Origin of the sequence: Mycobacterium sp. 852002-30065_SCH5024008 (assembly GCF_001665645.1) — a bacterium.
GTDB classification, from domain to species: Bacteria; Actinomycetota; Actinomycetes; order Mycobacteriales; family Mycobacteriaceae; genus Mycobacterium; species Mycobacterium paraffinicum.
This window is the reverse complement of record NZ_LZSZ01000181.1, coordinates 67,201-92,190: the sequence shown is the minus strand read 5'-3', so window position 1 is coordinate 92,190 and position 24,990 is coordinate 67,201. Positions and strand designations below refer to the sequence as shown.

At 68.8% G+C, this 24,990-nt stretch carries 10 protein-coding genes; 3 read left to right on the top strand and 7 right to left on the bottom strand.

All coding sequences use genetic code 11. From position 1 onward, the window contains the following. On the bottom strand, positions 1 to 4,753 hold a 4,753-nt coding region (locus A5781_RS23665), incomplete at its 3' end, for a type I polyketide synthase (RefSeq protein ID WP_156624985.1). Then, the gene (locus A5781_RS23660) at positions 4,750 to 6,411 is read right to left on the bottom strand and encodes an acyl-CoA dehydrogenase family protein (protein ID WP_067212845.1); all 1,662 of its coding nucleotides are present in this window, start codon (positions 6,409 to 6,411) and stop codon (positions 4,750 to 4,752) included. The genes A5781_RS23660 and A5781_RS23665, both read right to left, overlap by 4 nt. Positions 6,412 to 6,712: 301 nt before the next feature. Here A5781_RS23660 and A5781_RS23655 point away from each other — a divergent pair, with 301 nt between their 5' ends. From A5781_RS23655 to A5781_RS23645, 3 genes are all read left to right on the top strand, one after another. Then, the gene (locus A5781_RS23655) at positions 6,713 to 8,155 is read left to right on the top strand and encodes an amidase family protein (RefSeq protein ID WP_067212842.1); all 1,443 of its coding nucleotides are present in this window, start codon (positions 6,713 to 6,715) and stop codon (positions 8,153 to 8,155) included. Between the two features lie 240 nt (positions 8,156 to 8,395). Next, a complete protein-coding gene (locus tag A5781_RS23650; RefSeq protein WP_067212839.1) occupies positions 8,396 to 8,752 on the top strand; it encodes a hemophore-related protein in 357 nt (118 codons plus the stop codon). 225 nt (positions 8,753 to 8,977) lie between these two features. Next, on the top strand, positions 8,978 to 9,316 hold the full coding sequence (locus A5781_RS23645; protein ID WP_067212836.1) for a hemophore-related protein: 339 nt from the start codon (positions 8,978 to 8,980) through the stop codon (positions 9,314 to 9,316). Here A5781_RS23645 and A5781_RS23640 read toward each other — a convergent pair. From A5781_RS23640 to A5781_RS23620, 5 genes are read right to left on the bottom strand one after another with little or no spacing between them, the layout of a single operon-like run. Next, positions 9,313 to 10,680: an FAD-binding oxidoreductase gene (locus tag A5781_RS23640; protein ID WP_067212833.1), complete on the bottom strand. Its 1,368-nt coding sequence runs from the start codon at positions 10,678 to 10,680 to the stop codon at positions 9,313 to 9,315. The two genes, A5781_RS23645 and A5781_RS23640, sit on opposite strands and share 4 nt — an antisense overlap. Beyond that, positions 10,677 to 11,702 carry an NAD-dependent epimerase/dehydratase family protein gene (locus tag A5781_RS23635; protein ID WP_067212830.1) on the bottom strand — a complete coding sequence of 342 codons (1,026 nt, stop codon included), beginning with the start codon at positions 11,700 to 11,702 and terminating at the stop codon, positions 10,677 to 10,679. The genes A5781_RS23640 and A5781_RS23635 overlap by 4 nt, the downstream gene beginning before the upstream one ends. 4 nt (positions 11,703 to 11,706) lie before the next feature. Further along, positions 11,707 to 17,028, bottom strand: coding sequence for a non-ribosomal peptide synthetase (locus A5781_RS23630; RefSeq protein WP_067212827.1), 5,322 nt, complete (start codon positions 17,026 to 17,028; stop codon positions 11,707 to 11,709). Further along, positions 17,021 to 23,902: a type I polyketide synthase gene (locus tag A5781_RS23625; RefSeq protein ID WP_231990822.1), complete on the bottom strand. Its 6,882-nt coding sequence runs from the start codon at positions 23,900 to 23,902 to the stop codon at positions 17,021 to 17,023. The genes A5781_RS23630 and A5781_RS23625 overlap by 8 nt, the downstream gene beginning before the upstream one ends. Further along, complete coding sequence (locus A5781_RS23620) at positions 23,899 to 24,990, bottom strand: ATP-binding cassette domain-containing protein (RefSeq protein WP_067212824.1); 1,092 nt, start codon at positions 24,988 to 24,990, stop codon at positions 23,899 to 23,901. Before A5781_RS23620 ends, A5781_RS23625 begins: the two co-directional genes overlap by 4 nt.

The window sequence follows — 24,990 nt, the reverse complement described above, 5'->3', positions numbered from 1 at the left end:
CCTCCAAATCCAGGTCCAAATCCAACAATTCACGCGGATAGCCGGTCAACTCAGCCACCGTGCCCACCACCACATCGGTGACCTCGTCCCCGGCCGGCACCGCCGGCGGTTCCGGCGCCGACACCACCGTCGGTCCCTGCGCCGGGGCGGGCACCGCGGCGGCTACCGGAACCCGCGGGGCCGGCACCGGCGCTCCGGTGTCCACGATCCGCAGCCGGTGCTGCACGATCTCCAGGTCGGCATCGGGCCTGCCCGACACCTGGGCGAGCCAGCGCCGCCAGGCGGCGCGGTCGATGATCCGGTACTCGTAACCGAGTTCGTCCGGGGGCCGGTGGCGGCCGTCGGGAACCGGGGTCCAGCGCATCAGCGTCATCGCGATCTGCGAACCGAAACCGGCGCCCAACCGGAGCGCGTATTGCACCGGATAGCTTCCGCCCACCGACAGGTTCAGCCGGCCCAGCTCCGGGTCGGGTTCCTTGAAGTTCGGGACGGGGGGAACCAGACCGGTCTCCAGCGACTTGATCGCCACGATGTCCTCGATGCCGGCGCCCATCGCGTGCCCGGTGAAACCCTTGGTGTTGGTGATGACCACGGCGTCTGCGTCAGACCCGAAAACCCTTCGCAGGGCATTGATTTCGGCCGCAGCGCTGCCCCCGCGGGCCGGCGTGTATGTCTCGTGGGAGACGAACATGGTGTTGGGCGCGATGGCGTGGCGGTCCACGCCGCGAGCTTCGGCCTGGGCAACCAGGTGTTCCATGACGCCGCCGATGTGCTCGACGTCGAGCCTGGTGCCGTGGAAGGCGCTGTTGGCGGTGACGGTGCCGAGGACCTCGCAGATGGGTTGCAGCCCGCGTTCGGCGGCCGACTCGGCGGACTCCACCACGAAGGCGGCCGCGCCCATGCCGAGGATCATTCCGTGCCGCCGCCGGTCGAACGGTGTGGCGGCCTCCTCGACGATGTCGTCGGTCGCGGCGGCGCCGGACGCCAAGAAGCCGGACCCCAGCCAGGGCAGCAGGGCGTCGGAGCTGGCGTCGTCGGCGGACACGACGATCACCCGGCGGCAGCGGCCGACCCGGATCCAGTCCTCGGCAAGCGAGGTCGCCTGCGTGGTGCTCGCGCATGCGGCATTGACCTGCGTGTTGGGCCCGCGCGCGCCGATGATCTCGGCGAATTGCGAATGGCCCATCGCCAGGCAACGGAAGATGAACCGGCGGTCGAACCGGTACGGGTTGGACTCGCACGCGTGACGCAGCTCGTGGATGCGCCGGTCGACCTCCGTCGCGGCGGGTTCGTCGCCGGTCATCCGGGCGCGCACCGCCTCCAGTGCGAGGAGATGCTCCCGGTTGCCCCGGTCGACGTAGTAGTGCTCGAGGTCGCGGGCGAAGTTGTCGTAACCCGGGAACGCGGAGGCGAAGATGACGCCGGTGTCGTCGCGCATCGAGTCGGGCAGCCCCCACCGGTCGGGCAGCTGGGTGCCCAGCGTCGTGGTCTTGTAGTGCATGACCAGCGGGATTCCGGCGTCGCGCAGCGCGTCGAAGCCCGCCCCGATCGCCAGCTTGGTGGTCGAGTCCAGCGCGGCGTCGCGGGCGGTGTCGACCGCGAACTCGGCGACCACGTCCAGCGGTGCGCTGCGACCGGCCAGTTTGATGACGTCGGCCTCGTTGTCGATCGTCTCGAACGTGGGGTCGCCCGATTCCCGCTTGACCAGGCGGGTGATGTGCCGGTCGAGCATCGACCGGCGCAGCCGGTGCGGGATGGTGTCGATGAACTGTTGACCGTCGAGGATCCGGGCGATGTTTTCGTCGTCGAAGACGCGCTCGACACCGGGCAGCCCAAGCGCCGCACCGGTGATCACCACCGGCTGTTCGCTGATCATCGCGGACCTCCCATCCGGCATTGCGGCTTGCGGGGCGCTCGCCACGGCGGCGGTGTCCGTACCAGCCGCGGCAGGCGAGCCGAATCCCAGCCCGGCCGCGTAGAGCCCGCACAGCGCCCGGTTGAACGAGGCGACATCGCCGGTTTTCGGGTGATTGGTGAAGAGCGCCGACACATCGTCACCGAGCACGTCTTCGACGAAGCCGTGCAGCGCCTTCTTGGGGCCAACCTCGACGAAGACGCGGGCGCCCGCGTCGTACAACGTGCGCAGTCCGTCGACGAACCGCACCGGCGAGGCCACCTGACGGGTGAGCAGGTCCAGCATGGTGTCGAGGTCGGCGTCCGCCGGATAGAAGTCACCGGTCACGTTGGACACCACCGGCAGCCGGGGCGCGCTCACGCCGAGCCGGCGCAGGGCGGTCTTCAGCGGTTCGCTGACCGGCGCGACGATCGCGGTGTGGAACGCGTGGCTGACCGGGAGGCGGGAGGCGCGCATGCCGGCGGTCTGTAGTGCGGCGACGGCACGCTCGACGGCGTCGGTGGCGCCGCCGACGACAGCCTGATTGGTGCTGTTGATGTTGGCGATGACGACGTAGCCGTCGGTGGCCCCGACAATCCGCTCGATCTCGGACAGCGGACCGGTCACGGCCGCCATCGCACCGTTGTCGGGACCGGCCAGCTTGGCCATCGCCCGGCCGCGGACGCTGGCGGCTTCCAGGGCGGCATCCAGCGACAGCGCGTCGGCGGCCATCAAGGCGCCGTATTCGCCCAGGCTGTGGCCGATCACCATGTCCGGCCGCACGCCGTAGGCATCGAGCAGCCGGGCCAGGGCGAGATCCGTGGCCAGGACGGCCGGCTGGGTGATCTCGGTTTGCATGAGTTGCTGCGAGAGCCGTTGCGCGACAGCCTCATCGGTGCTGTCGGTGAAGATGTAGTCGGTGAGCGGCTTGTCCAGCAGATGTCTGGTGACGCGGTCGGCTTCGTCGAACATCGCCTGGACGATCGGCTCCCGGGCGCGCAGGTCGGAAAGCATGTTGACGTACTGCGAGCCCTGACCGGTGTAGAGGAACGCGACCTTGCCCGGTGCGCCGCGGCCGACGAAGACGCCCTGCGCCCGCAGCATCCGCCACACGGCCGGGTCACCGTGCCGCAGCGCGCCGGCCGCCTTCGTCGCCTTGGTGGCGAGGTCGGCCGCGTCGGCATAGTCGATGGCAACCCGAACGGGCGCGCTCGCCAGGGTGGGGTCCGGTGGGGCCACCGCGGGGGCCTGGCCAGCCGACGCCCGTGCGGCGAGCCGGTCCAGCTGGGCGGCCACGTCGGAGTCATCCGCGCCGCCGACCACCGCCGCGCCCCGCAGCGGGGCCTTCGCCCCGACGGGTGCGTCCGTCGCCGGCGCGGAGCGCTGCTCGATGGTCGCGCCCGGGTAGGAGCGGGCCTCCCCCGGCGGGCGATGCCGACCGGGCACGTACTCCTCGAGCACGGCATGAAAATTGGTGCCGCCGAACCCGAAGGCGCTGACCCCGGCGCACCGCACCCCGTTGTCCGGTGCCGGCCACTCGCTCAGTTCGGTGTTGACCCGGAACGGGATGTCATTCCAGTCCACGTTGGGGTTCGGCTGCTCGAAGTGCAGGCTGGGCACCAGCACCTTGTCATGCAGACTGAGCACCGTCTTGAACAGGCCCGCGGCACCGGCCGCGCCCTTGAGGTGGCCGATGTTGGACTTGACCGAGCCCAGCGCGATCGACCCGGGCTGCGCGCCGGCCTTACCGAAAACGTCTGTGAGGCTGGCCAGTTCGGTGGCGTCGCCCACCCGGGTGGACGTCCCGTGCGCCTCGACGCAGGTTGCCGCCGCCGGATCGAGGCCGGACACCGCCCAGGCTCGCTCCACCGCCAGCCGCTGGCCCACCGGATTGGGCGCGGTGATGCCCTTGCCGCGACCGTCACTGGAGCCGGCGATGCCGAGCAGCACCGCGTAGATCCGGTCGCCGTCGCGTTCCGCGTCGGACAACCGCTTGAGGACGAACAGCGCTGCGCCCTCGCCCATTACGAAGCCGTCGGCGCCCGCGTCGAATGGGCGGGTGCCGGTCGCCGACAGCGCACCGATCTTGCAGAACTTCACGAATCCCGCCGGGTCCATGTTGCGGTCGAGGCCGCCGGTCACGGCGGCATCGAAGTCGCCGGCCTGCAATCCCCGCACGGCGGCCGACATGGCGGCCATTCCCGAGGCGCACGCCGCGTCGGTGGTGAAGTTGGGGCCCCGGAAGTTGAACAGGTTCGCCACCCGGCCGGCTGCCACGTTCGCGAGCTCGCCGGGCATCGTGTCCTCGGTGATTTCGGAGATTCCACCCAGGAACGAGGCCCGGGTCTCGGCGAGCACGGCGTCGCGCACCGACTGCGGCAGCGCCGCGAATGACGGTGCCGCGCGTAACTTTTGAATGATCGCGGGAAACTGGATCCGGAGGTTGGTCTGGTGCTGCTTGTCGCCGCCGATGGCGCTGCCGATGATGACCGCGACTCGTTCGGGGTCCACCGTCCAGTCGGGCCACCCGGCTTCGAGCAGGGCGGAGCGGGCGGCCGCCACCACCCACTTCTGACCGTCGTCCATCTGCGCGCTGACCGCGGGCGGGATGGGTAGCCGCCACGCCAGCGGTTCCCACGTGAAGTCGCGGACCCACCCACCGATGCGGGAGTAGGTCTTGTCGGGCGCGTGGGGGTCGGGGTCGTAGTAAAGCTCCGGGTCCCAGCGCTCGGGCGGCACGTCGCTGATGCTGTAACGGCCGGCCTTGATGTTGGCCCAGAAGGTGGCGGCGTCGGGCGCGTCCGGCATGATCGCGCTGACGCCGATCACTGCGATCGGCTCCTGTTGCGTGGTCGTCATGATGATCCGGCCTCTCTTCGATACAGCGCGTCCCCCACCCGGTCCATGTCATCCAGCAGGCCGGTCTGCGCGGCCCGCACCCGGTCGAGCGGCAGCGCGACGGCGAGGTCGGACCCGGTGCCGGCGCCGGTCACCCAGCGTGAGCCCTCCTCGGCGACCTTCTGCGCCGCGTCGCGCGCGAAAACGCGGCTGATGGCGGCCAACGCGGCCGCGTCGAAGCGGGTGTCCGATTTCGCCGGCAACGCACCGGTTGCCGCCGCGGCGGCGCGGCGCGCCAGTGCGCCCGCGCACTCGGCGTAGCTGATCAGTTCGCCCAGCCGCAACAACACGTGCTGGCTGCGGGTCAGCCGGCCGACACGACACGATTCCAGCACGGCGGCAAGGCATTCCAGCGCCAGCGCCGCCGTGGGCCCGCCACATTCACCGGGGACATCGTCAAGTGCGCGAGCCGCGTCGCGGTAGTAGGCGCCGGACGTCTTGAGGTGCTGCTGCCAGCGGCCGCGCGCGATCGTCATCTCCATGATCTCCGAGGTGCCCTCGTAGATCGTGGTGATCCGGACGTCGCGCTTGATCTTCTCCACCAGGTACGGACGCGTGTAGCCGTATCCGCCGTGCGCCTGGATCGCCGCCTCCGCGGCCGCGTTACCGGCCTCGGTGGCCAGGTATTTGGCGATCGCGCCCTCGGTGTTGAGCGCGCCGCCGGCACCCTCGCCGCTGTCGATCCGGGTCGCGGTTTCCTCGATGAACGCGCGTGCCGCCTCCAGCCGCACCGCATGCGGCACGATCAGCTTGTGGGTAAAGCCTTGCTTGTTCGAGAGCGGCGCGCCGCCCTGCACCCGCTCGGTGGAGTAGGTGATCGCCCGGTCCAGGGCCGACCAGCCGCCACCGAGCCCGAATGCGGCGACCATCACCCGCGTGTAGCCGAAAACCTGCTGGGCCTGGGCAAGTCCGTGGCCCTCCTCCCGGCCCACCAAGTGCTCCGCCGGGACCAGCACGTCATCGAGGAACAGCGCTGCGGTGTCGGACAACCGGATGCCGTGCTTGTCCTCCGGGGGCGCCGCCGAGAAGCCGGGGGTGCCCTTCTCCACGACGAACCAGGACGGTCCGCCCGGCGCCAGGGCCAGGACGGAGTAGGCATCCGCGATGGAGCCGTTGCTGATCCACTGTTTGCGCCCGTTGAGCCGGTAACCGGTCACCTGACCGTCGGTTTCGACCGGTGTGGCGGTCGTCTTCATCGCGGCCAGGTCGCTTCCCGCCTCGGGTTCCGTTGCGGCGTAAGCGAATAGAATGCCCCGTTCGGCGATGCGCCCCAGCCACTCCTTGCGCTGCTGCGCGGTCGCGCCCACGACGATCGGGTCGCTGCCGAGGAACGTGGCCAGCACGGCGGTGGCTACGCCGATGTCGAACCGGGCGAGTCGTTCGCAGACCCGGTAGGAGTCAAACGCCCCGCCGCCGAACCCGCCGTACTCCTCCGGGATGAAGACGAGCTGCACGCCGAGGTCTTCACCGCACATCGCGCGAACGGTTTCCTCCGGGCAGACGTCGTTGTGGTCGAGGTCCAACCGGCGCGCATCCGGCAGTGCCTCGGCGAGGAAATCATCGAGTGAGGCCAGCATCATTTCGAGGCTGTCGCGGTCCAGGCCGACGTCGGTGGTCATCGAATTGCCCCCGGCCCCCGACTGGCCATGACGATCAAGCGCCCCGTGCCGGATGCGGCGGACGACATGGACCTTTTCATCGAAAATGTCCTCCCTAAGAGGCGGTGGCTCCCCTCCCACCGCTGCTATTAGTGATTCTTTGACCGTCCGGGTGTCGCGGGCGAGAGCCGAAAGTCCTATTGCCGGAGGAGACAAGGTCCTCGCTGGCCTGCATGAATTCGTGCTCGGCGGCATCGGTCAAGGTGTGCGTACACTCGGCGGGGTATTCAGTCCAACGGGGGGTTGGCGCGAAAGGGCGTGCATGACCGCCGTTGATGATCAGGGCCTGGGCTTTGCCGGGGTGGCGCGGCTGGCGCAGTTGGTGCGCGATCGTGAGGTTTCGCCGCGAGAGCTGGTGGAGTTCCACCTGGAGCGCATCGCTCAACTCGATCCGATCTTGAATGCGTTTCGAGTAGTGCTCGCCGAGCAGGCGCTGGCAGAAGCGGCGCAGGTCGAACGCCGGCTGGCCGCAGGCGAGGTGCTGCCGCTGGCGGGCGTGCCGATCGCGGTCAAAGACGACACCGATGTGGCGGGAGTGTCGTCGATGTGCGGCACCGCGATCGACACCGGCCCGGTGAGCCGCGACAGCGCCGCCGTGCGGCGCCTTCGGGAAGCCGGGGCGGTGATCATCGGCAAGACGAATCTGCCCGAGTTCGGCGCCGTCCCGATGTGCGAGTCCCCCACCTGGGGCGTTACCCGTAATCCTTGGCACCTGGAACGGACAACCGGCGGTTCCAGCGGCGGTTCGGCGGCGGCGGTGGCGGCCGGCATGGTGCCCGGCGCGCTGGGCACCGACGGTGGCGGCTCGGTTCGCATCCCGGCCGCATGCTGCGGGGTGGTGGGCCTGAAAGGTCAGCGGGGGTGGATCAGCACCAAGCAGTCGCCGGAGCGGGCGTACCGATTCCACGGGCTGCATCACATCGGTGCACTGGCCCGCAGTGTGGCCGACGCGGCGCTGCTGCACGACGCGATGGCCGGCCTGGAGCCCAACGACGAAATCGTCTCTGCGACGCCGCCGCCGACACTGATCGAGGCGGCGTCGCGTGAGCCACGGCGCCTGCGGATCGCCATGTCCTTCAAACCGGTCATCCCGGTGCCGGTCAGCGACGAAGTGCGCCGGCCGGTATTGGAGACCGCCGAGCTGCTGCGCTCGCTCGGCCACGAGGTCGTCGAGCGCGATCCGGTCTATCCGCCGGCCGCCGTCCTTTCGGTGTTCGCGCTGATGATGCACGGCCTCGCCGATGAAATCGAGCGGCTGCCCACACCCGAGCTGCTGGAGCGGCGGATTCAGGCCGAGGGACGTACCGCCCGGCTGATCCCCGACTGGCTGGCGCACCGCGCGCTGGCCGCGCGCGACCGGATGAGCGAGCGCGGGCTGCGGCCCGTAGCCGATTTCGACGTGCTGATCACGCCGGTGTTGGGTAAGCCGCCGGTGCCCGTCGGGCATCTCGAGGGGCTGGGACCGACTCGCGCGATGGCGCGGGTGTTGGGGTTCATGCCATTCACCCCGACGCAGAACTACACCGGGCAGCCGGCGATGTCGGTCCCGGTCGGAATCTCGCCGAACGGGCTGCCCGAAGCGGTCCATCTGGTGGGGCGGCCCGACGATGGACTGACGCTCATTTCGCTTGCCGCACAACTAGAATCGGCGCGCCCGTGGGCACAGCACCGGCCACCGGCCGCGCGGTATCGCACACCGGCTTAGGGTTGGCTCCCCATACACCATGCCTCAGCGGGCTGCACTGAGGCCATTTCCGTTGCGCCGCATGCCTTTCGAGCGGGCGGGTGATTCGCGGAATTGCACGACGAAAGACGTCTTATTTCGCCGCTAATGAATTCTTAGATACTCCAGAGCCCGGAAGGGGCCTCGACCCCGAAACAGGCGCTAGGCTGACATAATCATCGCCGCATTTATCGCGGTGTTTCCCGTTGAAAGGTTATTCATATGGTCACGTTTTCGTGGACCAGATTGGCAGTCGCGACTGGTGGTCTGGCGTTATCCCTCGCCACCGGAGCCGGCATCGCGTCCGCGGATCCCGCTCCTGCTCCCGATCCCGATCTGGAACGGGTCATCAACTCGACCTGTACGTACGATCAGGCGACGGCAGCGCTCAACACGCAATATCCGGACGATGCCGCGAAATTCAACGGATCGCCGATTGCGCAGGGCTTCTTGCATCAGTTCGTCGATTCGCCGCCGGATCAGCGCCGGCAATTGGCAGCACAGATCCAGGGCATGCCCGACGCGCAGCCGTACCTCCAGACGATGAAGAACGTCGCGAAAATCTGCAACAAGTACTGAGCACCGGGCCCGGGCCGTATACCAGGCGCAATGGCCGGCCCGGGCCAGGTTGGTCCAAGGTCCGAAGGGCCGAAGGGCCTCGGAATTTGGGCCGATTGGCGGGTTGTCGAACGGCGTGTGCGGGGTGAGGCTGTAGTTGGAACGAATCAACTACTGACCGAAAGAGGCGAGCTCCTTCAGATGTCGCCGAGATCGGCATCGACGCCTCAGTAAAAGGGGGGACAAATGTTCACATCAGCATCGGCCAAATTGGCCGTCGCAATTTTTGGGTTGGCATTGCCGTTGACCGCTGGAATCGGAGTCGCATCCGCCGACCCTGACATCACTCCGGCCGTAAACAGCCCGTGCAATTTCCAGCAGGTGGTGGCGGCGCTGAATGCGGAGTTCCCGGGTCCCGCGGCGCAATTCAACGCCTCGCCGGAGGCGCAGGCCTGGTTGCACGACCTCGTCGCAGCGCCGCGGTCCAAGCGCCGCCAGATGCTGCAGGATATGGGAAGCAACCCCGACGCCGCCCCGTTCCACGACATCGTCGTGCCATTGGCCAACTCCTGCCGCAACTACTAGCTGTCCGCTGCGGGCTCGACGTTCTGGTTGAGGGCGAAGCGGTTGTCCGGATCGAGGCGCGCCTTCAGCCTGGCGAGCCGACGGTAGGTTGCTTCACCGAAGCTGGCCCGGATACGTAGCGGCCCTTCATCACCCACGAAATTGAGATACACGCCGGCCGGACCGAGGGGACGCAGCGTTTCGTACGCTTCGTCGGTCCACGACTTGCACCGTTCGGTGTCGGCGCGGTCGGTCCATGTGGTGATCAGATGGACGATGTAGGGGTAGTTGCGGGTCGAAAAGGCGGTCGCCTGCGGCGGAACGCGGCTCGGAACGCCGCCGAGCCGGATCAGGTGCACATGCGTCTGCGGCGCGGGGCGGGTCCGCCCGAGCACCGCGATCCGCCGGATGGCGTCGTCGGATAGCTCCGTGAGGAAAGTCGACTTCCAATAGTTCAGCCGCCCGAACGGGGCCGTGTGGTCGAGGGCCTGTTGCCAAGTGGGATAGGCGATTTCGCGTTCCAGCGCTATCACCGGTTCGGTGGTCATCCCGGGTACCTGCGCCAGCGCGCCGACGGCGGCCCGACCGATCTCGTCGGGCCTGGTCGAGCAGCTCAGTATCGTGACCAGCCCGCGTCCCGAACCCTCATCGGTGCCGAAGTCGACGAGGGACGCGAGCTGGTCGTCGGCGTTGTTCATCTGGGCGCGAAAGTGTTTCAGCACGGCCTCGGCGTCGGTGTCGTCGTAGGCCTGGATGCCCCCGATGACCTGATCGACCGGGTGCAGGTCGATCACGAAGTGTGCGACCACGCCGAAGTTGCCGCCGCCGCCACGAAGTCCCCAGAGGATCTCCGCGTTCTGTGCCGCACTGACGTACAGCACCTCTCCGTTGGCCGGCACGAGCTCCGCTGCGGCCAGATTGTCGCAGGTCAGGCCGTATGCGCGAGACAACCACCCGACCCCGCCGCCGAGCGTGAACCCGCCCACTCCCGTCGTGGACACCACCCCGCCGGGGCAGGCCAGACCGTGGCGGGCGGTGGCCCGGTCGATGTCGCGCCAGGTCGCGCCGGGCTGGACGACCGCGATCCGGTGTTCGGCGTCGACGACGACGCCGCGCATGAGGGAGAGGTCGATGAGGATGCCGCCATCGGTCGAGGAGTGTCCGGCGACGCTGTGCCCGCTGCACCGCACCGCGATCTCGGCCCCCGAGCCGACTGCGTAGCGGACGGCGGCGACGATGTCCGCTCGGGAGCGGCAGCGCAGCACGACGGCGGGCCGCTTGTCGACCAGGGCGTTGAAAACCTGCCGCGCCGAGTCGTAGTCGTGGCCGCCGGGGTGGACTATGTGGCCGGTGAAGCCGGGTATCGCGTCGATCGCGCGTGTCATCGCCGTATGCGCGCCCGGGAATCCGCGGGTTGTTGCGGCAGGTAGTGGTTTTCCAAGTACCAGTCGTAGGCACTCTGGGCGGCCGTCCGAAACGGCGTATAGGGGACGCCCAACTCGGTGCGGGCCCTGCTGCCGTCGGCGTAGATGCCGACGGACGACAGCCGCATCTGCTTGCCCCCGACTGGCAGTCGTGGGCCGACCACGAAGCGGGCCGCGCCCACGGCCGCGGCTGCCACCGGTATGGTCCACGCGGGGAGCACGACCCGGGGCCCCGGCCGGCCGGCTATGTCGTTGACGGTTGCGAAAGCCTCAGGGAAGCTGAGGTTTTCGCCGGCCAGGATGTAGTGCTCACCGGAGCGTCCTCGCTCCGCGGCCGCGATGTGACCCGCCACCACGTCGCCGACCGCCACGAAGTTGGTGCCCCCCGGTGCGGCGACCCGCAGCCGTCCGCGTGCGGCCTGGACGAACATCGCACTCTCCGTGCCGTTGAGGTCGCCCGGCCCTATGACGACCGATGGATTGACCGCCACGGCCGCAAGGCCCGCCGCGGCGGCGAGGCGCAGCTCGGATTCGGCGAGGTGCTTGCTGTAGCCGTATGGAAACTGGCGCGGACGCAGGTTGAAGCGATCGGACTCGGTGAGCAGGTGTCCGGGCTCCGGCACCCCGAGCGCGGCGAGGGAACTGGTGAGGACGAACCGTTTCACACCCGCGCGCAGGGCGGCGCCCAACATGTTGCGGGTGCCGCCAATGTTGGTGCGGTAGAGGAGGTTTTGCCCGCGGTAGCGCCAGTAGTCGGAGATTGCGGCGGTGTGGAACACCCAGTCGCAGCCGGCCATCGCGGCGGTGAGGGTGTCGATCTCGTCCAGCACGTCGCCGACGCACGTCTCGCAGTCCAGGCCGGCCAATGCAGCCAGCGACGACGTCGACCGCCGCAGCACGCGAACATCGATCCCTCGTTTGACCAAGGCGGCCACCAGGTTCGACCCCACGAACCCGGTTCCTCCGGTGACGAATGCGCGCATGGGATCAGAAACGGTACGTCGTGCAGCCGACCTCGACACCCGAGCCGGCGGTGAGTATCAACGCGACGTCGCCCGGTCGCGCCAGCCCCTGCCGCCGGGCTTGCTCCAGCCCGTACGGCACGGACGACGTGAACGGGTCGCTGTCGGCGGCGAGCTCGACGAACCTCGATCTCGGGATGCCGAGCTGGGCGGCCAGTTCGTCGAGCGCCTCCGGGGATAGATATGGCGGGAGCACCGCCGCGATGTCGGTGGGGTTGAGTCCCTCGAGGGCCAGAAGTTCCTTGGCAGCGGCGGGAATACAACTCAGATAGATCGCGGCGAGGTTGGGGTCCCGCTCGATCTGTAGCCCGGCCCGCCCGTCTCGCTGCTGGGTGTAGGTGGCCAGGGCACCGCTGTACTCCGGGTGGTGCTGGAACACGAAGCGGCCGAAGCCTTCCGGGCCGTCGCTCCTGCGCAGCAGGACCGCCGAGCCCGTCTGGCTGATGCCGCGTTGCGGATAGCCGCTGTCGGGGCTGTTGTTTTCGATCTCCGAGGCCATCACCATGGCGTGCTCCACCTTTCCCGCCCCGATCATCCCCGCGGCGACCTGGCAGGCGTTGAGGAAGCCGACGGCGCCGTTGAGGACGTCGAAGGCGAAGGTCTTGGGCCCGTCCGGGGAGTCCACCTCCCCGTTGATGTCCAGTTCGCCGGCGACGAGCGCGGCGACTGCCGGCTCGCTGAGGAACTCGTCGCGGTAGATGCCGGAATTGATGATCAGCCCCAGCGAGCTCCGATCCAGGCCGCTGCGTTCGAGGCACGCCTCTGCGGCCTGGACAGCGAGCTGGATCGAGCTGGGGGAAGCCGGTTGCTCGGCCGGAGCGAGGCCGACGCCGTCGATGCGCACGCGGGGCATCGCCGGAACGGCTTTGTGGTTGCTGTCGGTCGCCATGCCGGGGACGTGGCCGCCGCCGGCGCCCCGTCGCATCCTGTCGGGCAGGTCGTCGAAGGTATACAGCGCTGCGCCGACGGTCTGTCCGGAGCCGGTGATCGAAAAGACCACATTGTCACCGGAATTGATCCGATTGCTCAGGATGTAGTCGTTCAGCGCGACGATGTGGGTCGTGGTGGCGGTGTTTCCCCGCTCGGCGATGTTGTAGATGGTGTTGCCCCGGTGGGCCGCGCCGTCCCCGAACATCTGGTTGATGGCGACGACCGCGTCGTTGAGCGAGGCCTCGGACGTCTGGTGCATCACCAGGTGGTCGGTGGTCTCCGGCCGCCAGCCGTGTCGCTGCATTACCGCGGCGACGTAGGGCACCGCGTGCTTGACCGCGATCGCGGTCTGCGTGACGGAGTCGGTGAACATGATGGCACCGCCGTGCGGGCCGTCGGTCACCTTCGCGATGCACAGCTTGCTGTAGCGACTCAGGGTGGCCATATCGATGTCGTGGAAGCCGACCTTGTTGTTCGGCCCCCGCTCGAGGACCACCGCCGCACCGGCGTCGCCGAGGGTCAGGCACGCGATCCGCGGATCCATCGGCCCCTCGATCTCCTTCTGGGCGGTCTCGCACAGGTGACTGATGTACTCGCCGCTGACCACCAGGGCGTTCCGAATCAGCCCGGTCTGCAGGAATGCGTCGGCGACGGTGATGCCGGTGAACATTCCGGCGCACGCGTTGCTGATGTCGAAGGCCAGCGCATTGCCAAGGCCGCATTGGTCGCGCAGTCGCGTGGCGGTGCTGGGCTCGAAGCTGAACCGGTTCTCGAGTCCGTCACGCCGGGAGATGTTGCAGGCGATGACCAGGTCGATCTCCTCGCGCCGATAGCTGGATCGGGACAGGCAATCGTCGGCCGCCTTCCTGGCGAGGTCGATCGAGAACTCGTCCTCACCGACCACCCGCCGGTTCTTGATGCCGGTCAGACGTTCCAGCGGTATGCGAATCTCGTTGGCGCACTCGGCCATAACGGTCTTCGTCGACACGGTTCGCGAGGGAAGGTACACGCCGATGCTCTCGATGACCGTGTTTCGCTTTTCCTCGGGTGTGGCCTGCACCGGTTGCGCCGGTGCCGGCGCCGTGACGACCGCCTCGGCGGGGGCTTCGGGGTGACCCGTTGCATCGCCGGCGAGCGGACCGTATTCGGCGGCGAGCTCGGCGATGGTGCCGTAGACGAACATCGACTCCGGCCGCAGCGGCAGGCCTGCCGCGTTCGCCCGCACCGCGACCTCCAGGCTTTGGGTCGAGGCACCACCGAGGGCGAAGAAGTCGTCGTTGACGCCGACCCGTTCCAGATCCAGTACAGCGCGCCAGATTTCGGCCAGCAATTGTTCGGTAGGGGTGCGCGGAGCGACGAACACCGGCTCCTGCGGCCCCGATGCCCTGTCGGCCGCCATCAAGGCCTTGCGGTCCACCTTTCCGCTCGACGTGAGCGGCAGCGCGTCCGTCACCTCGAAGACCGCGGGCATCATGGCGGCGGGAAGCAGGTCAAGCAGGAACCGGCGCAACTCCGCTGTCGACGGAGCGGCGCCGCCGGCCGGCACGACATATGCGACGAGGATCGGATTTCCGCGGCTGTCGGTTCTGATCACCACCGCGTTCTCGGCCACCGCGGGGTGTTGGGCCAGCGCGGCCTCTATCTCGCCGGGCTCGATCCGGAAGCCGTGGACCTTGACCTGGAAGTCGATGCGTCCCAGGTAGTCGATGTTGCCGTCGGGCAGATACCTGGTCAGGTCGCCGGTCCGGTAGAGCCGCTGGCCGGGGTGCGCGGCATCGCCGCCGAACGGGTCGGCCACGAAGATGGCTCCCGTCAGATCCGGGCGGTTGAGGTAACCGCGGCCGAGCCCCACTCCGCCGATGTACAGCTCGCCGGGCACACCGATCGGCACCGGTTGCAGGTGCGCGTCCAGGATGTAGGCGCGGATGTTGGCGATCGGCCGTCCGATCGGCACCAGCGTGCCGGATTCGCCTCGCTCGCAGTGGAATCCGGTGACGTCGATCGCCGCCTCGGTGGGCCCATAGAGGTTGTAGAGCTCGGCGTCCAACGTGGCCATGAAGTGGTCGCGCAGATCGTAGGGCAGCGCCTCGCCACTGCAGATCACCCGGCGCAGTGCGGTGCACGCGGCCACCCCGGGCTCGGCGAGGAAGCGGCGCATCATCGACGGCACGAAATGCATTGTGGTGACGCGTTGTTCGACGATGGTCCGAACCAGGTATGCGGCATCCTTGTGCCCCTCGGGTTTGGCGATGACCACCCGGGCCCCGACGATCAAGGGCCAGAACAGCTCCCAGACGGACGGGTCGAAGCTCACCGGCGTCTTGTGCAGCACCCGGTCGTCGGCGGTCAGCCGGTAGGCATCCTGCATCCACAGCAGCCGGTTGCGAATCCCGGCGTGGGTGTTGAGCGTTCCCTTCGGCTTACCCGTGGAACCCGACGTGTGGATTACGTATGCGAGGTTTGCCGACGTCGTCTCGCAGACCGGGGCGGCGTCCTCGCCCGATGGCGCCGACGGCTCGTCCAGGCAGAGCCGGTGACCGGTGAATCCGGCCGGCAGGTGCGCCAGTTTGCTCCGGTGGGTGACGCAGACCGGCGCGTCCGGTACGTCGTCCAACATCGCGGCCATGCGCTGTGCGGGCTGCGCGGAGTCCAGCGGCATGAAGGCGCCGCCGGCCTTGAGGACGCCCAGCACGGCCACCACCAGATCGTCGGAGCGGTCCAGCAGGACGGGCACGACCGTCTCGGGCCCCACGCCGAGCTCGCGCAGCCGGTGGGCGAGACCGTTGGCCCGGCGGTCGAGTTCCGCATAGGTCACGTCGCGGTCCTCACACGTCACCGCGACGGCGTCCGGGGTGCGGGCGACCGTGGCGGCGACCATCTCGTGCAGGCAGGCCGGGCCGTCGTAGGTGACCTCGGTTTGATTCCAGGCGGCCTGCTGGCGGCGCTCCGCCTCGGTGAGCAGCGGCAGCTGCGAGACCGGCCGGCCGGGGTCGGCGACGATGCCGCCGAGCAGGGTGGCGAAGTGCCCGGCCAGCCGCTCGATGGTGCCGGCGTCGAAGAGGTCGGTGTTGTATTGCATTACGCCGGAAAGCTTTCCGTCGTGTTCGCCGACCTCCATCATCAGGTCGAACGGCGCGCCGCCCTGCCCGACATGAAGGGTCTCGAGCGGCAGCCCCCCGGGTTCCGGGCCGGCGTCGTCGGTGAAGCGGCGCGTCTGTTCCCAGGCGAACGAGACTCCGAACAGCGGCGTGCGGCTCGGGTCACGCGGCGGCCGAAGCCGCTCGACGAGCAGCGCGAAAGGATAGTCCTGGTGTTCGAGGGCACCCTGCACGGTGTCCTTGACGCGGCCGAGCAGGGTCATGAACGTCGGATCGTCGTGCAGGTCGGCCCGCAGGGCGACCGGGTTGGTGAGGTAGCCGACCAGGCCCTCAAGCGCGACCCGGTCACGGCAGGCGAACGGCGAGCCGATCACCAGGTGACCCTGGCCGCTGTAGCGGTGCAGCAACGCGGCGTAGGCCGCCAGCAGTGTCATGTAGGGCGTCGCGCCCACCTTGCGGCCCAGTTGAATGATCCCGGCCGTCACCGCGGGGTCGACGGTGAACCGGCGCACGGTGCCCGGGTAGGTCTGGACGGCGGGCCGCGGCCGGTCGGTGGGCAATTGCAGGACCGGCAGTTCGCCGGCCAACTGGTCACGCCAATAGGCCCAGAGGTCCTCGCCCTCGGCGCCCGCGAGCATCTGGGCCTGCTGTTCGGCGTATTCGACGAAGCTTTCCGCGGGTGGCGGAGGTGGGGTCGCGCCGTGCTCGGCGGCGTACAGCAAGCGCAGCTCGTCGAGAATGATGTCGATGGACCAGAAGTCGACGGCGATGTGGTGCAAACCCAAGAGCAGCACATGTTCGTCGGGCGTGCGCTCGAGCAGCGTCAGCCGCAGCACCGGGCCGGTGTACAGGTCGAAAGGCCGGTTGGTCTCGCGCCGGATCCACTCGTCGACCTCGGGCTCACCGGGGCCGAGGCGGTGCCGGGCGATGCGCACCGGCCACTGCGGATGCACGAGCTGGACCGGTTGCCCGTCGCGTTCGGCGTACGTGGTCCGTAGCGCCGGATGCCGGTCGACGAGCGCCTGGGCCGCGCGTTCCAGCGCCGCGACGTCGAGCTCGCCCCGTATCCGCCCGGCATACGTGACGTTGTAGGCGGCGCTGGCCGGTGCGAGTTTGTGAATGAACCACATCGATCGCTGGCCGTACGACTGCGGATGCACCGAGGCCGACTCCTCGGCCTTCTGCATCAGCAGCTGAGCGAGCAGTGCCCGCTTTTTCTCCGGAGACAGGCCGGAGATGTTGATGGGCTTGTCAGTCATCGCCGGCGTCCTTCGCGGCAAGCTCGGCCCCTCTTTCGGCCAAGACCTTTTGAAGCAGTTCGTCCACGGCGTCGTCGGAAAGCTCCGGCACCCGGGTCAGCAGGTCGATGCCGCCCGACGGCGCGCCGTCGGCTTGCTGGTGGACCGTTGGCTCCGGGGTGGCCTGCCGCGAGACCGCCTCGTGCGTCGTGGGTGCGCCGGCCGCTTGCTCCGGCAGATGTTCGCGCAGCCACTCGGCGAGGCTGGCCACGCTGGGCCCCTCCAGCAGCCGGGTGACCGGCACCACGAGGCCCAGGTCGCGTTCGACCTGCATGCGCAGCTCGAGCGTGATGAGCGAGTCGACGCCGAGGGTGTTCAGCGGTGTCTGTTTGTCCAGGTTCGCCGGTGCCAGACCGAGTTTGCCGGCGGCGAGCTCGGACAGATAGGTCTCCAACAGCCGTTGGCGATCCTCCGGCGACGCGCCCTGCAGTGCGTCGTAGAGTCCGGCTCCCGGCCCGGTTGCGGGCTCGGCCTCCGCCTTGTCGGCCGAGGGCGCGATTCCAAGGTCCGCGAGCAGCTGCGGCTGCATGTCGGGTTGCCAAACCGCCCAGTCGATGTCGAGAACCACGGCCTGCGTGGCCGACCGCTCCAGCAACGACGACAGCGCCCGGAGGCTGTCGGCCGCGGACATGGCCTCCACGCCGTATTGGGCGAAGTAGTCTTGCAGCTCGGACCGGGTGAAGAAGCCGAGCCCGGCCCATGGCCCCCAGTTCACGCTCAACGCCGGCCGGCCTTCGGCACGTCGGTGCCACGCCAGCGCGTCCAGGAAGGCGTTCGCCGCCGCGTAGTTGGCCGCCCCGGGCGGACCCAGCAGGGACGAGGCCGACGAGAACAGCACGAAGAGGTCCAGGTCGGCGTCTTTGGTCAGCGCGTGCAGGTTCCAGGCGCCCTGAACCTTGGGCGCCATGACCTTGCGCAGCTTCGCCTCGTCGAGGCATAGCAGGATGGCGTCGTCGGCGATCCCGGCCGCATGCACCACCCCACGCAGCGGCGGCATCGACTCGGCGATCGATTCCAGCATGGCCGCGACGTCGTCGGCTTTCGCGACGTCGCCCTTTGCGATGGTCACCTCGGTGCCGGCCGCGCGCAGGGCGTCCAGCGTTTCCTGCGCCTCCTCCGAGGCGCCGCCACGTCCCATCAGGACCAGGTGCCGGGCGCCGTGCTCGGCCATCCACTTGGCCACCACGAGCCCCAGCGCACCGAGCCCGCCGGTGACGACATAGGTGGCGTCTTCCTTGAATGACGCGGTCTCGGAGGGTTCCGGCTCGTCGTAGCGGGTCAGTCGTTCGACATAGCGGCGGTCGCCCCGCAGTGCCACGTCGCCGTCGCGGTCGTCGGCCCACATCTCCCGGAAGAGGGCTTGGATCTCTTGTTGGGCCTGTTCCGGACCGCCATCGGCGGACAGGTCGACACAGGTGCAGCGCAGTTCCGGTTGCTCGTGGTCGATCGTGCGGGCCATCCCCCACACCGGAGCCTGGGCGATCGACACGGGCTCGGCTTCGGCTGCCGAGGTATCGGCCACCTGCGTTCCCCGCGTCACCAGCCACAGCCGCGGCGACGCCGACCAACCGGCCCGCGCCAGCGCCTGGACGAGATGCACGACGCTGACCGGGCCCAAAGTTGTTGCCGAATCCAGGGATTCGAGCGAGGTCTCGGCCGGCGGTGCGGCCAGCAGGTCCCACAGGTGCACCACCCCCCGGCACGGTGGCCGGTCGTCGGTGAAGGCGTCTTCCAGCAGCTGCTTGAAGTGATCGGGCTGCGTCGGGTCAAGGCGGTAACTGTCCGGGGTGAGACGCTCGAAGTCGCCGTTCGGTGCCGGCTCGACGAGCACGCACCGCTGAGAATGCGATTCGAGGTGTTTCCGGAGGGTGTCCGCGGTGTCCGCGCCGTCGCTCAAGATGAGCCAACTGCCGGCTTCGTCCGGCCGGCTCGACCCGTCCCGGTCCGCCGGACTGGGCGCGGGCTGCCAGCGCAGCCGATACATCCGGTCGCGCAAGCCCGCGGCCTCGGTCGCGCCCGGGGCCTGCGGCAGCGGGCCGGTGCCGTTCGGGGTGATCGGCCCGACTTCTAACCAGGAATGGACACGTTGCCACGGGTACGTCGGTGCGGTCACGTAGTGGCTGCCCGGGGGGTACACCGCCTCCCAGGTGACCGGCTGACCAAGGGTGTAGAGGGTGCCGAGCGACGTCAGCGCGGTCCCCCGTCCCCCGTCGTCGCGCCGCATCGACGGCAGCGCGGCGCAACTGGCCCCCAGGTCCTGGGCGTCCTCCCGGATGGAGTTCAGCAGGACCGGGTGCGGGCTGATCTCGACGACCGCGTCATGACCGCCCTCCAGCAGCCGGCGCAGCGCGGGCGAGAAATGCACGGGCGAGCGCAGGTTCTCCGCCCAATAGTCGGGGTCGGCCAGGCGGTCGGTGAGCAGGTCGCCGGTCACCGTCGAGTAGATGGGTATCGCCGGTGCGGTCGGCCGCAGTCCGACGAGCCCGCCGCGCAGAGCGGGAACCAACGGGTCCATCTGCGGGCTGTGGGCGGCCACATCGACGTCGACCCATCGGCAGAACCGGTCGCGCTGCTGCAGCACCTCCATCAGCTTGGCCAAAACCTTTTGATCCCCGGACAACACCGTCGACCGGTAGCTGTTGCTGGCGGCGATCGAGACCTTGCTTTCCTGGCCGGCGATGAGCTCCTGTGCTTCGGCGGCGCTGAGTTCCGCGGCCATCATGGTTCCGCGGCCGCGCACGGTTCGGAGCATCAGTGCGCGGAAGCGGATCACCCGTGCGGCGTCTTCGAGGCTCAGCGCACCGGCGATGTGCGCCGCCGCAACCTCACCCATGCTGTGCCCCACCACGGCGGTCGGCTCGACCCCCCAGGAGCGCCATAGGGCCGCCAGCGCGACCTGCATGGCGAAGATCGCGGGCTGGATCAAGCTGATGTCGGTGATTTCCTCGTCCTTGGCCAGCAGCTCGACGATGGAATGTCCCAGGTGGGGCTTGAGCGCGCGGTCGCACGCCGCCAAGGCGTCACGGAACACGGGCTCCTCGGCCTGCAGTCGCCGCCCCATGCCGTGCCACTGTGAGCCCTGCCCGGGGAAGGCGAAGACCACCCTGGGACGCTGGCCGGGACGGCACTGTCCGACGGAGAACCCCTGCCGTGGCTGCCCGTGCCGGTAGGCGTCGAGGGTCTCCGACATCGTGGCGGGCGAGTCGGCGACGACGGACAACCGATGCTCGTAGTGCCCGCGACGGACGCCGGCCGTATAGCAGAGGTCGGCGAGCGCCACCCCGGACGCCAGTGCCGACTCATACCGGTCGGCCAGCGCGACGAGGGCCTCGGGGGACCGCGCGGAGATCGGCAGCAACTCGGCTCGATCCGGTGCCGTGCCGCGCTCGGCCGTGGCGGCCCGGGCCTGCGGGGCCTCGGTCAGCACGGCGTGCGCGTTCGTGCCGCCCATGCCGAACGAGCTGATACTTGCGACCGCCCGCCCACCGTTTTTCGGCCACGGGGTCAGCGTTGTCGCCACCCGCACCGGCAGGCTGTCGAAGGGGATCTCCGGGTTGGGTTCGGCGAAGTTCAGGCTCGGCGGAATCTCCTTGTGCTGCAAGGCCAATGCCACCTTGATCAGCCCGGCAACTCCGGCCGCCGCCTCCAGGTGCCCGATGTTGGTCTTGACCGAGCCGACCAGGCACTGGCTGCCCGGCGGACGGCCGTCCGCCAGCACCGTGCCCAGCGCGTTCGCTTCCATCGCGTCGCCCAGGAATGTTCCGGTGCCGTGCGCCTCGACGTACTGGGCGGTGCCCGGTGAAAGGCCGGCGCGGCGGTAGGCCGCGGCCACCACGGCTTCCTGCGCTCGCCGGTTGGGCGCGATCAGCCCGTTGGTCCGGCCGTCCTGGTTGATGGCGGTGCCGCGGATCACCGCATAGATCGGGTCGTTGTCGGCCAGCGCCCGGCTGAGCGGTTTCAGGACGACCATTCCGGCGCCTTCACCCCGCACGTACCCGTCCGCGCCGGCATCGAAGGTCTTGCAGCGGCCGTCGGGCGCCATCACCTTCGCCTTGCTGAAGTTGATCATCAGCGCCGGCGACAGGATGACGTTCACCCCTCCGGCCAGCGCCACCCCGCACTCGCCGTCGCGCAGGCTGCGGCACGCGAGGTGGACCGCGACCAACGACGACGAGCACGCGGTATCGATCGCCATGCTCGGCCCGTGGAAGTCGTAGAAGTAGGAGAGCCGGTTGGCGGCAATGCTCAACGCGTTTCCGGTGCCCGTGTAGGCATCGACAAGCTGCATCTGGTTGCCGTGCAGGTTCGCGTAGTCGGTGGTCGCGATGCCGACGAACACGCCGGTGTCACTGCCGGCAAGCCGCTCCGGCACCTGCCCGGCGTCTTCCAATGCCTCCCAAGCCACCTCGAGGATCAGCCGCTGCTGCGGATCCATCTGCGCCGACTCCCGAGGCGAGATGCCGAAGAATCCGAAGTCGAACTCGTCGACCTCGGGCAGGAAGCCGGCCCGTCGAGTGACCGACGTGCCCGGCACGGACGGATCGGGGTCGTAGAAGGCATCGGCGTCCCAGCGGTCCGACGGGACCTCGCTGATCGCGTCCACGCCTTCCGACAACTCGCGCCAGAAGGCCGCCGGGCCGTCGGCGCCCGGAAAACGGCACCCGATGCCGATGATGGCGATCGGCTCGTCCGCGGCGGGCGGGCCGCTCTCACCGACGGTTTCGGCGGTGCGGTCGACCGCGGTGCCCTTGCCGCCCAGATGGCGGGCGAGCAGCTCGATCGTCGGGTGTTCGTAGGCGATGGTGGGCGAAAGTTCGCATCCGAGCCAGGTTTCCAGAGCGCCGGTCAGCCTGATGGCACGAACCGAATCGAGGCCGTAGTAGGCGAACGGCCGGGATGGGTCGATATCCGTTGCGGGAATGCCGAGTTCACGAGCGAGCTGGGCGATCAACCATTCCTGGATCTCCGCGACGGTGCGCCCGGTCTGTTCCGGCGCGGCGGCCGCGGGGCGGATGTCGGGCAGCGGTGCGCGCCATTCGGCGACCGGCTCGAACTGGCCGTCGAGGAATTGCTGCCGGCAGGCGGACCGCTGGATCTTGCCGCTGGACGTGGTGGGAATCCGCAACGGGTCCACCAGAACAACGGTGTCCGCCTGGATCTCATGGTGTTCGGTGATCGCGGTCCGGATGGTGTCGACGATCTGCTTGAGGTCGGCGTCGCCGAGATGATAGCCGCTCACCTCCTGCACGACCACAACCCGTTCGGGGGCGTCCGGTCCGGCCGCGACCGAAAAGACCGCGCCCCGGCCGCGCATCAGTGCCGGGTGACAGGCCTGCACGGTGAGCTCGATGTCCTCGGGATAGTGATTGGTGCCGCGAATGATGATGAGATCCTTGACGCGACCCGTCACGAACAACTCACCGGAGCGGAAGAACCCGAGGTCCCCGGTGCGAAGGAACGGGCCCCGGCCGCTGTCCGAAAGATGCGCGCGCAACGCCTCTTCCGTCACTTCGGGCTTCCCCCAGTAACCCTGCGCCACGCCCGGCCCGGCGACCCAGATCTCGCCGACCTCGTCAGCCCCGCAGGGCCGCCGGGTCTGGGGATCGACGATGATGACCTCCTGGCCGCCCGGTGGCCGGCCGCAACCGACCAACGTCAACGCGCTCGGGTCTTCCGTCGCGATCTCGACGACCCGGCGTTCACCCAGCGCCGCGCGATCTATGTGCAGAACCACCGGGACCGGGGAGTCCGACCCGCCGGACACCAGCAGCGTCGCCTCCGCCAGCCCATAGACCGGCGCGAACGCCTCGGGCCGAAAACCCGCCGGGGCGAACGCCTCGGCGAAGCCCTGCATGGTCGAGGGACGCACCGGCTCGGCACCGCACATGGCCGTCGACCAGTTGGACAGGTCGAGGGCGGCACGCTCCTCAGGGGTACTGAGTTCGATGCACAGGTCATAGGCGAAGTTGGGGGCGGCGGTGATTTTGGCGCGGTGCCGGGATATCGCTTCCAACCACCGCATCGGGCGCTTGATGAACGCGTTCGGCGGCATGAGGACGGAGGTACCGCCGACATAAAGGGTCTCGAGGACGCCGCCGATGAGGCCCATGTCGTGGTAGGGCGGCAGCCAGAACACACCGGTTGCCTCCCGGTCGAATCCCGACTTCCACGACTGGCGGATGGTCTCCAGATTGTGGGCGAGGTTGCCATGCGACAGCACAACGCCTTTCGGTGCGGCCGTGGAGCCCGAGGTGTACTGGATCATGGCGATCGTGCTGGAGTCGATGTCGGGTGGAACCCACTGCGCCTCGTCGCCCCCCGTGTCGGTGACGAACCACTGCAGCGGACGCCCCTTGACCAGACCGTCCACCGTGGCCTTGATTCGAGCCTGCATCTCTGAGTTCGACAGAGCGAAGCGCGGTTTGGCATCCGCGACGATCGAGGCGACGCGCGGAACCAGGTGCTCGCGCGCCGGCGGATGCACCGGTACGGCGATCGCCCCCGCGTAGAGGCACCCGAACAGGCCGGCGATGAAATCCAGACCCGGCGGGCACAGGACCAGGACGCGCTCGCCCGCGGCACCGTGGCGCTGCAGGTTGGTTGCGATCCGCTTTGCCCTGGCATCCAGCTCGGCATAGGTCAGCTGGCTGACTTCGGTCTCCTCGCCATCGCGAGAGTAGGTGAACGCAACCCTGTCCCGATAGCGTTCGGCCCGGTACCGCAGTTGCCCGACCAGCGTCGGCGCCATGAGCGACGACGCGTCATCCGTGATCTCCCAAGCCGATTCGGCGTGGTCGTCTGCGTGCTCGGCGTGCTGCCTGTCGGCGGTGCTCATCTCGTTCCCTCTGTCGGTCCCGGGGCGGCTACTTCTTCGCCGAACCGTGACATCTGCGTCGCTCCATCGAGGAGTGAGTGGTTGTGATTGGTATTTCCTTGGCCCGGAGCGCTTTTGGATCGGGCAAGGGTGCCCTCGGTGTAGGTCTCGAGTAGTACGCGGAATTGCTCCACGGTGTAGCCGGTGACGACAGCGTCGGTGCGTGCGCGTACCGTCGCCGAGCGGGCCATCCGGAACAACGGCCCGAGCTCGCCGACGTACTCGCCGGGGGAGGCTACCTTGACCAGTTCCTCGGTCCCATCACCCGATTCGCGCATGACTTCCAGTTCGCCGTCGGTGACGACGTAGATCAGGTCCCCCATGCTGCCCTGCTCGAACAGCACCGAACCGCTTGCCAGATGCAGCGTTTCGGGCTCGGAGTCGGTCAGTTGCACATCCGGCATCAGCCTGACCACGCGGTCGGCGAACGGCAGGATCCGGGTGTCATGGGTGGCGACCACGACAATGCGCTCGCCACTCGCCAACTCCCTCAGCAGCCGCAGCACCCCTTCCGCGCGGGCATAGTCCAAGTGGGCCGTGGGTTCGTCGGCCAGGATCAGCGGTGGGTCCAGCGCGATCGCGCGGGCCACCGCCACCCGTTCGCGCTCGCCGCCGCTGAGGTCACCGGGCCGGTGCGTCATGCGGTTCTGCAGCCCGGCGCGGGCCAGCAATTCCTTGGCGCGTTCGCGCGCCGCCCGCCGCGACCAGCCCGCCGCCCAGAGTGGCACCGCGACGTTCTCCACCGCGGAAAGGCTTGCCACCAGGTTGAACGACTGAAAGACGATGCCCACGGTGCGGCGCCGGTAGGTGGTCAGCCTACGGCGGTCCAGCGTCGTGACGTCGGTGTCACCGACCTGGACGCGTCCGCTGGTCGGGCTGAGGATGCCGCCGATGCACGACAGCAGCGTGGTCTTCCCACATCCGCTGGGGCCCAACAGGATCACCAGCGATCCCGCCGCGACCTCCAGATTCAGACCGTCGATGACGCGGTTCGGCTCCCCGCCGTTCGAGTATTCGACGACGAGATCCTTGATGCGCAAATCGCCCAT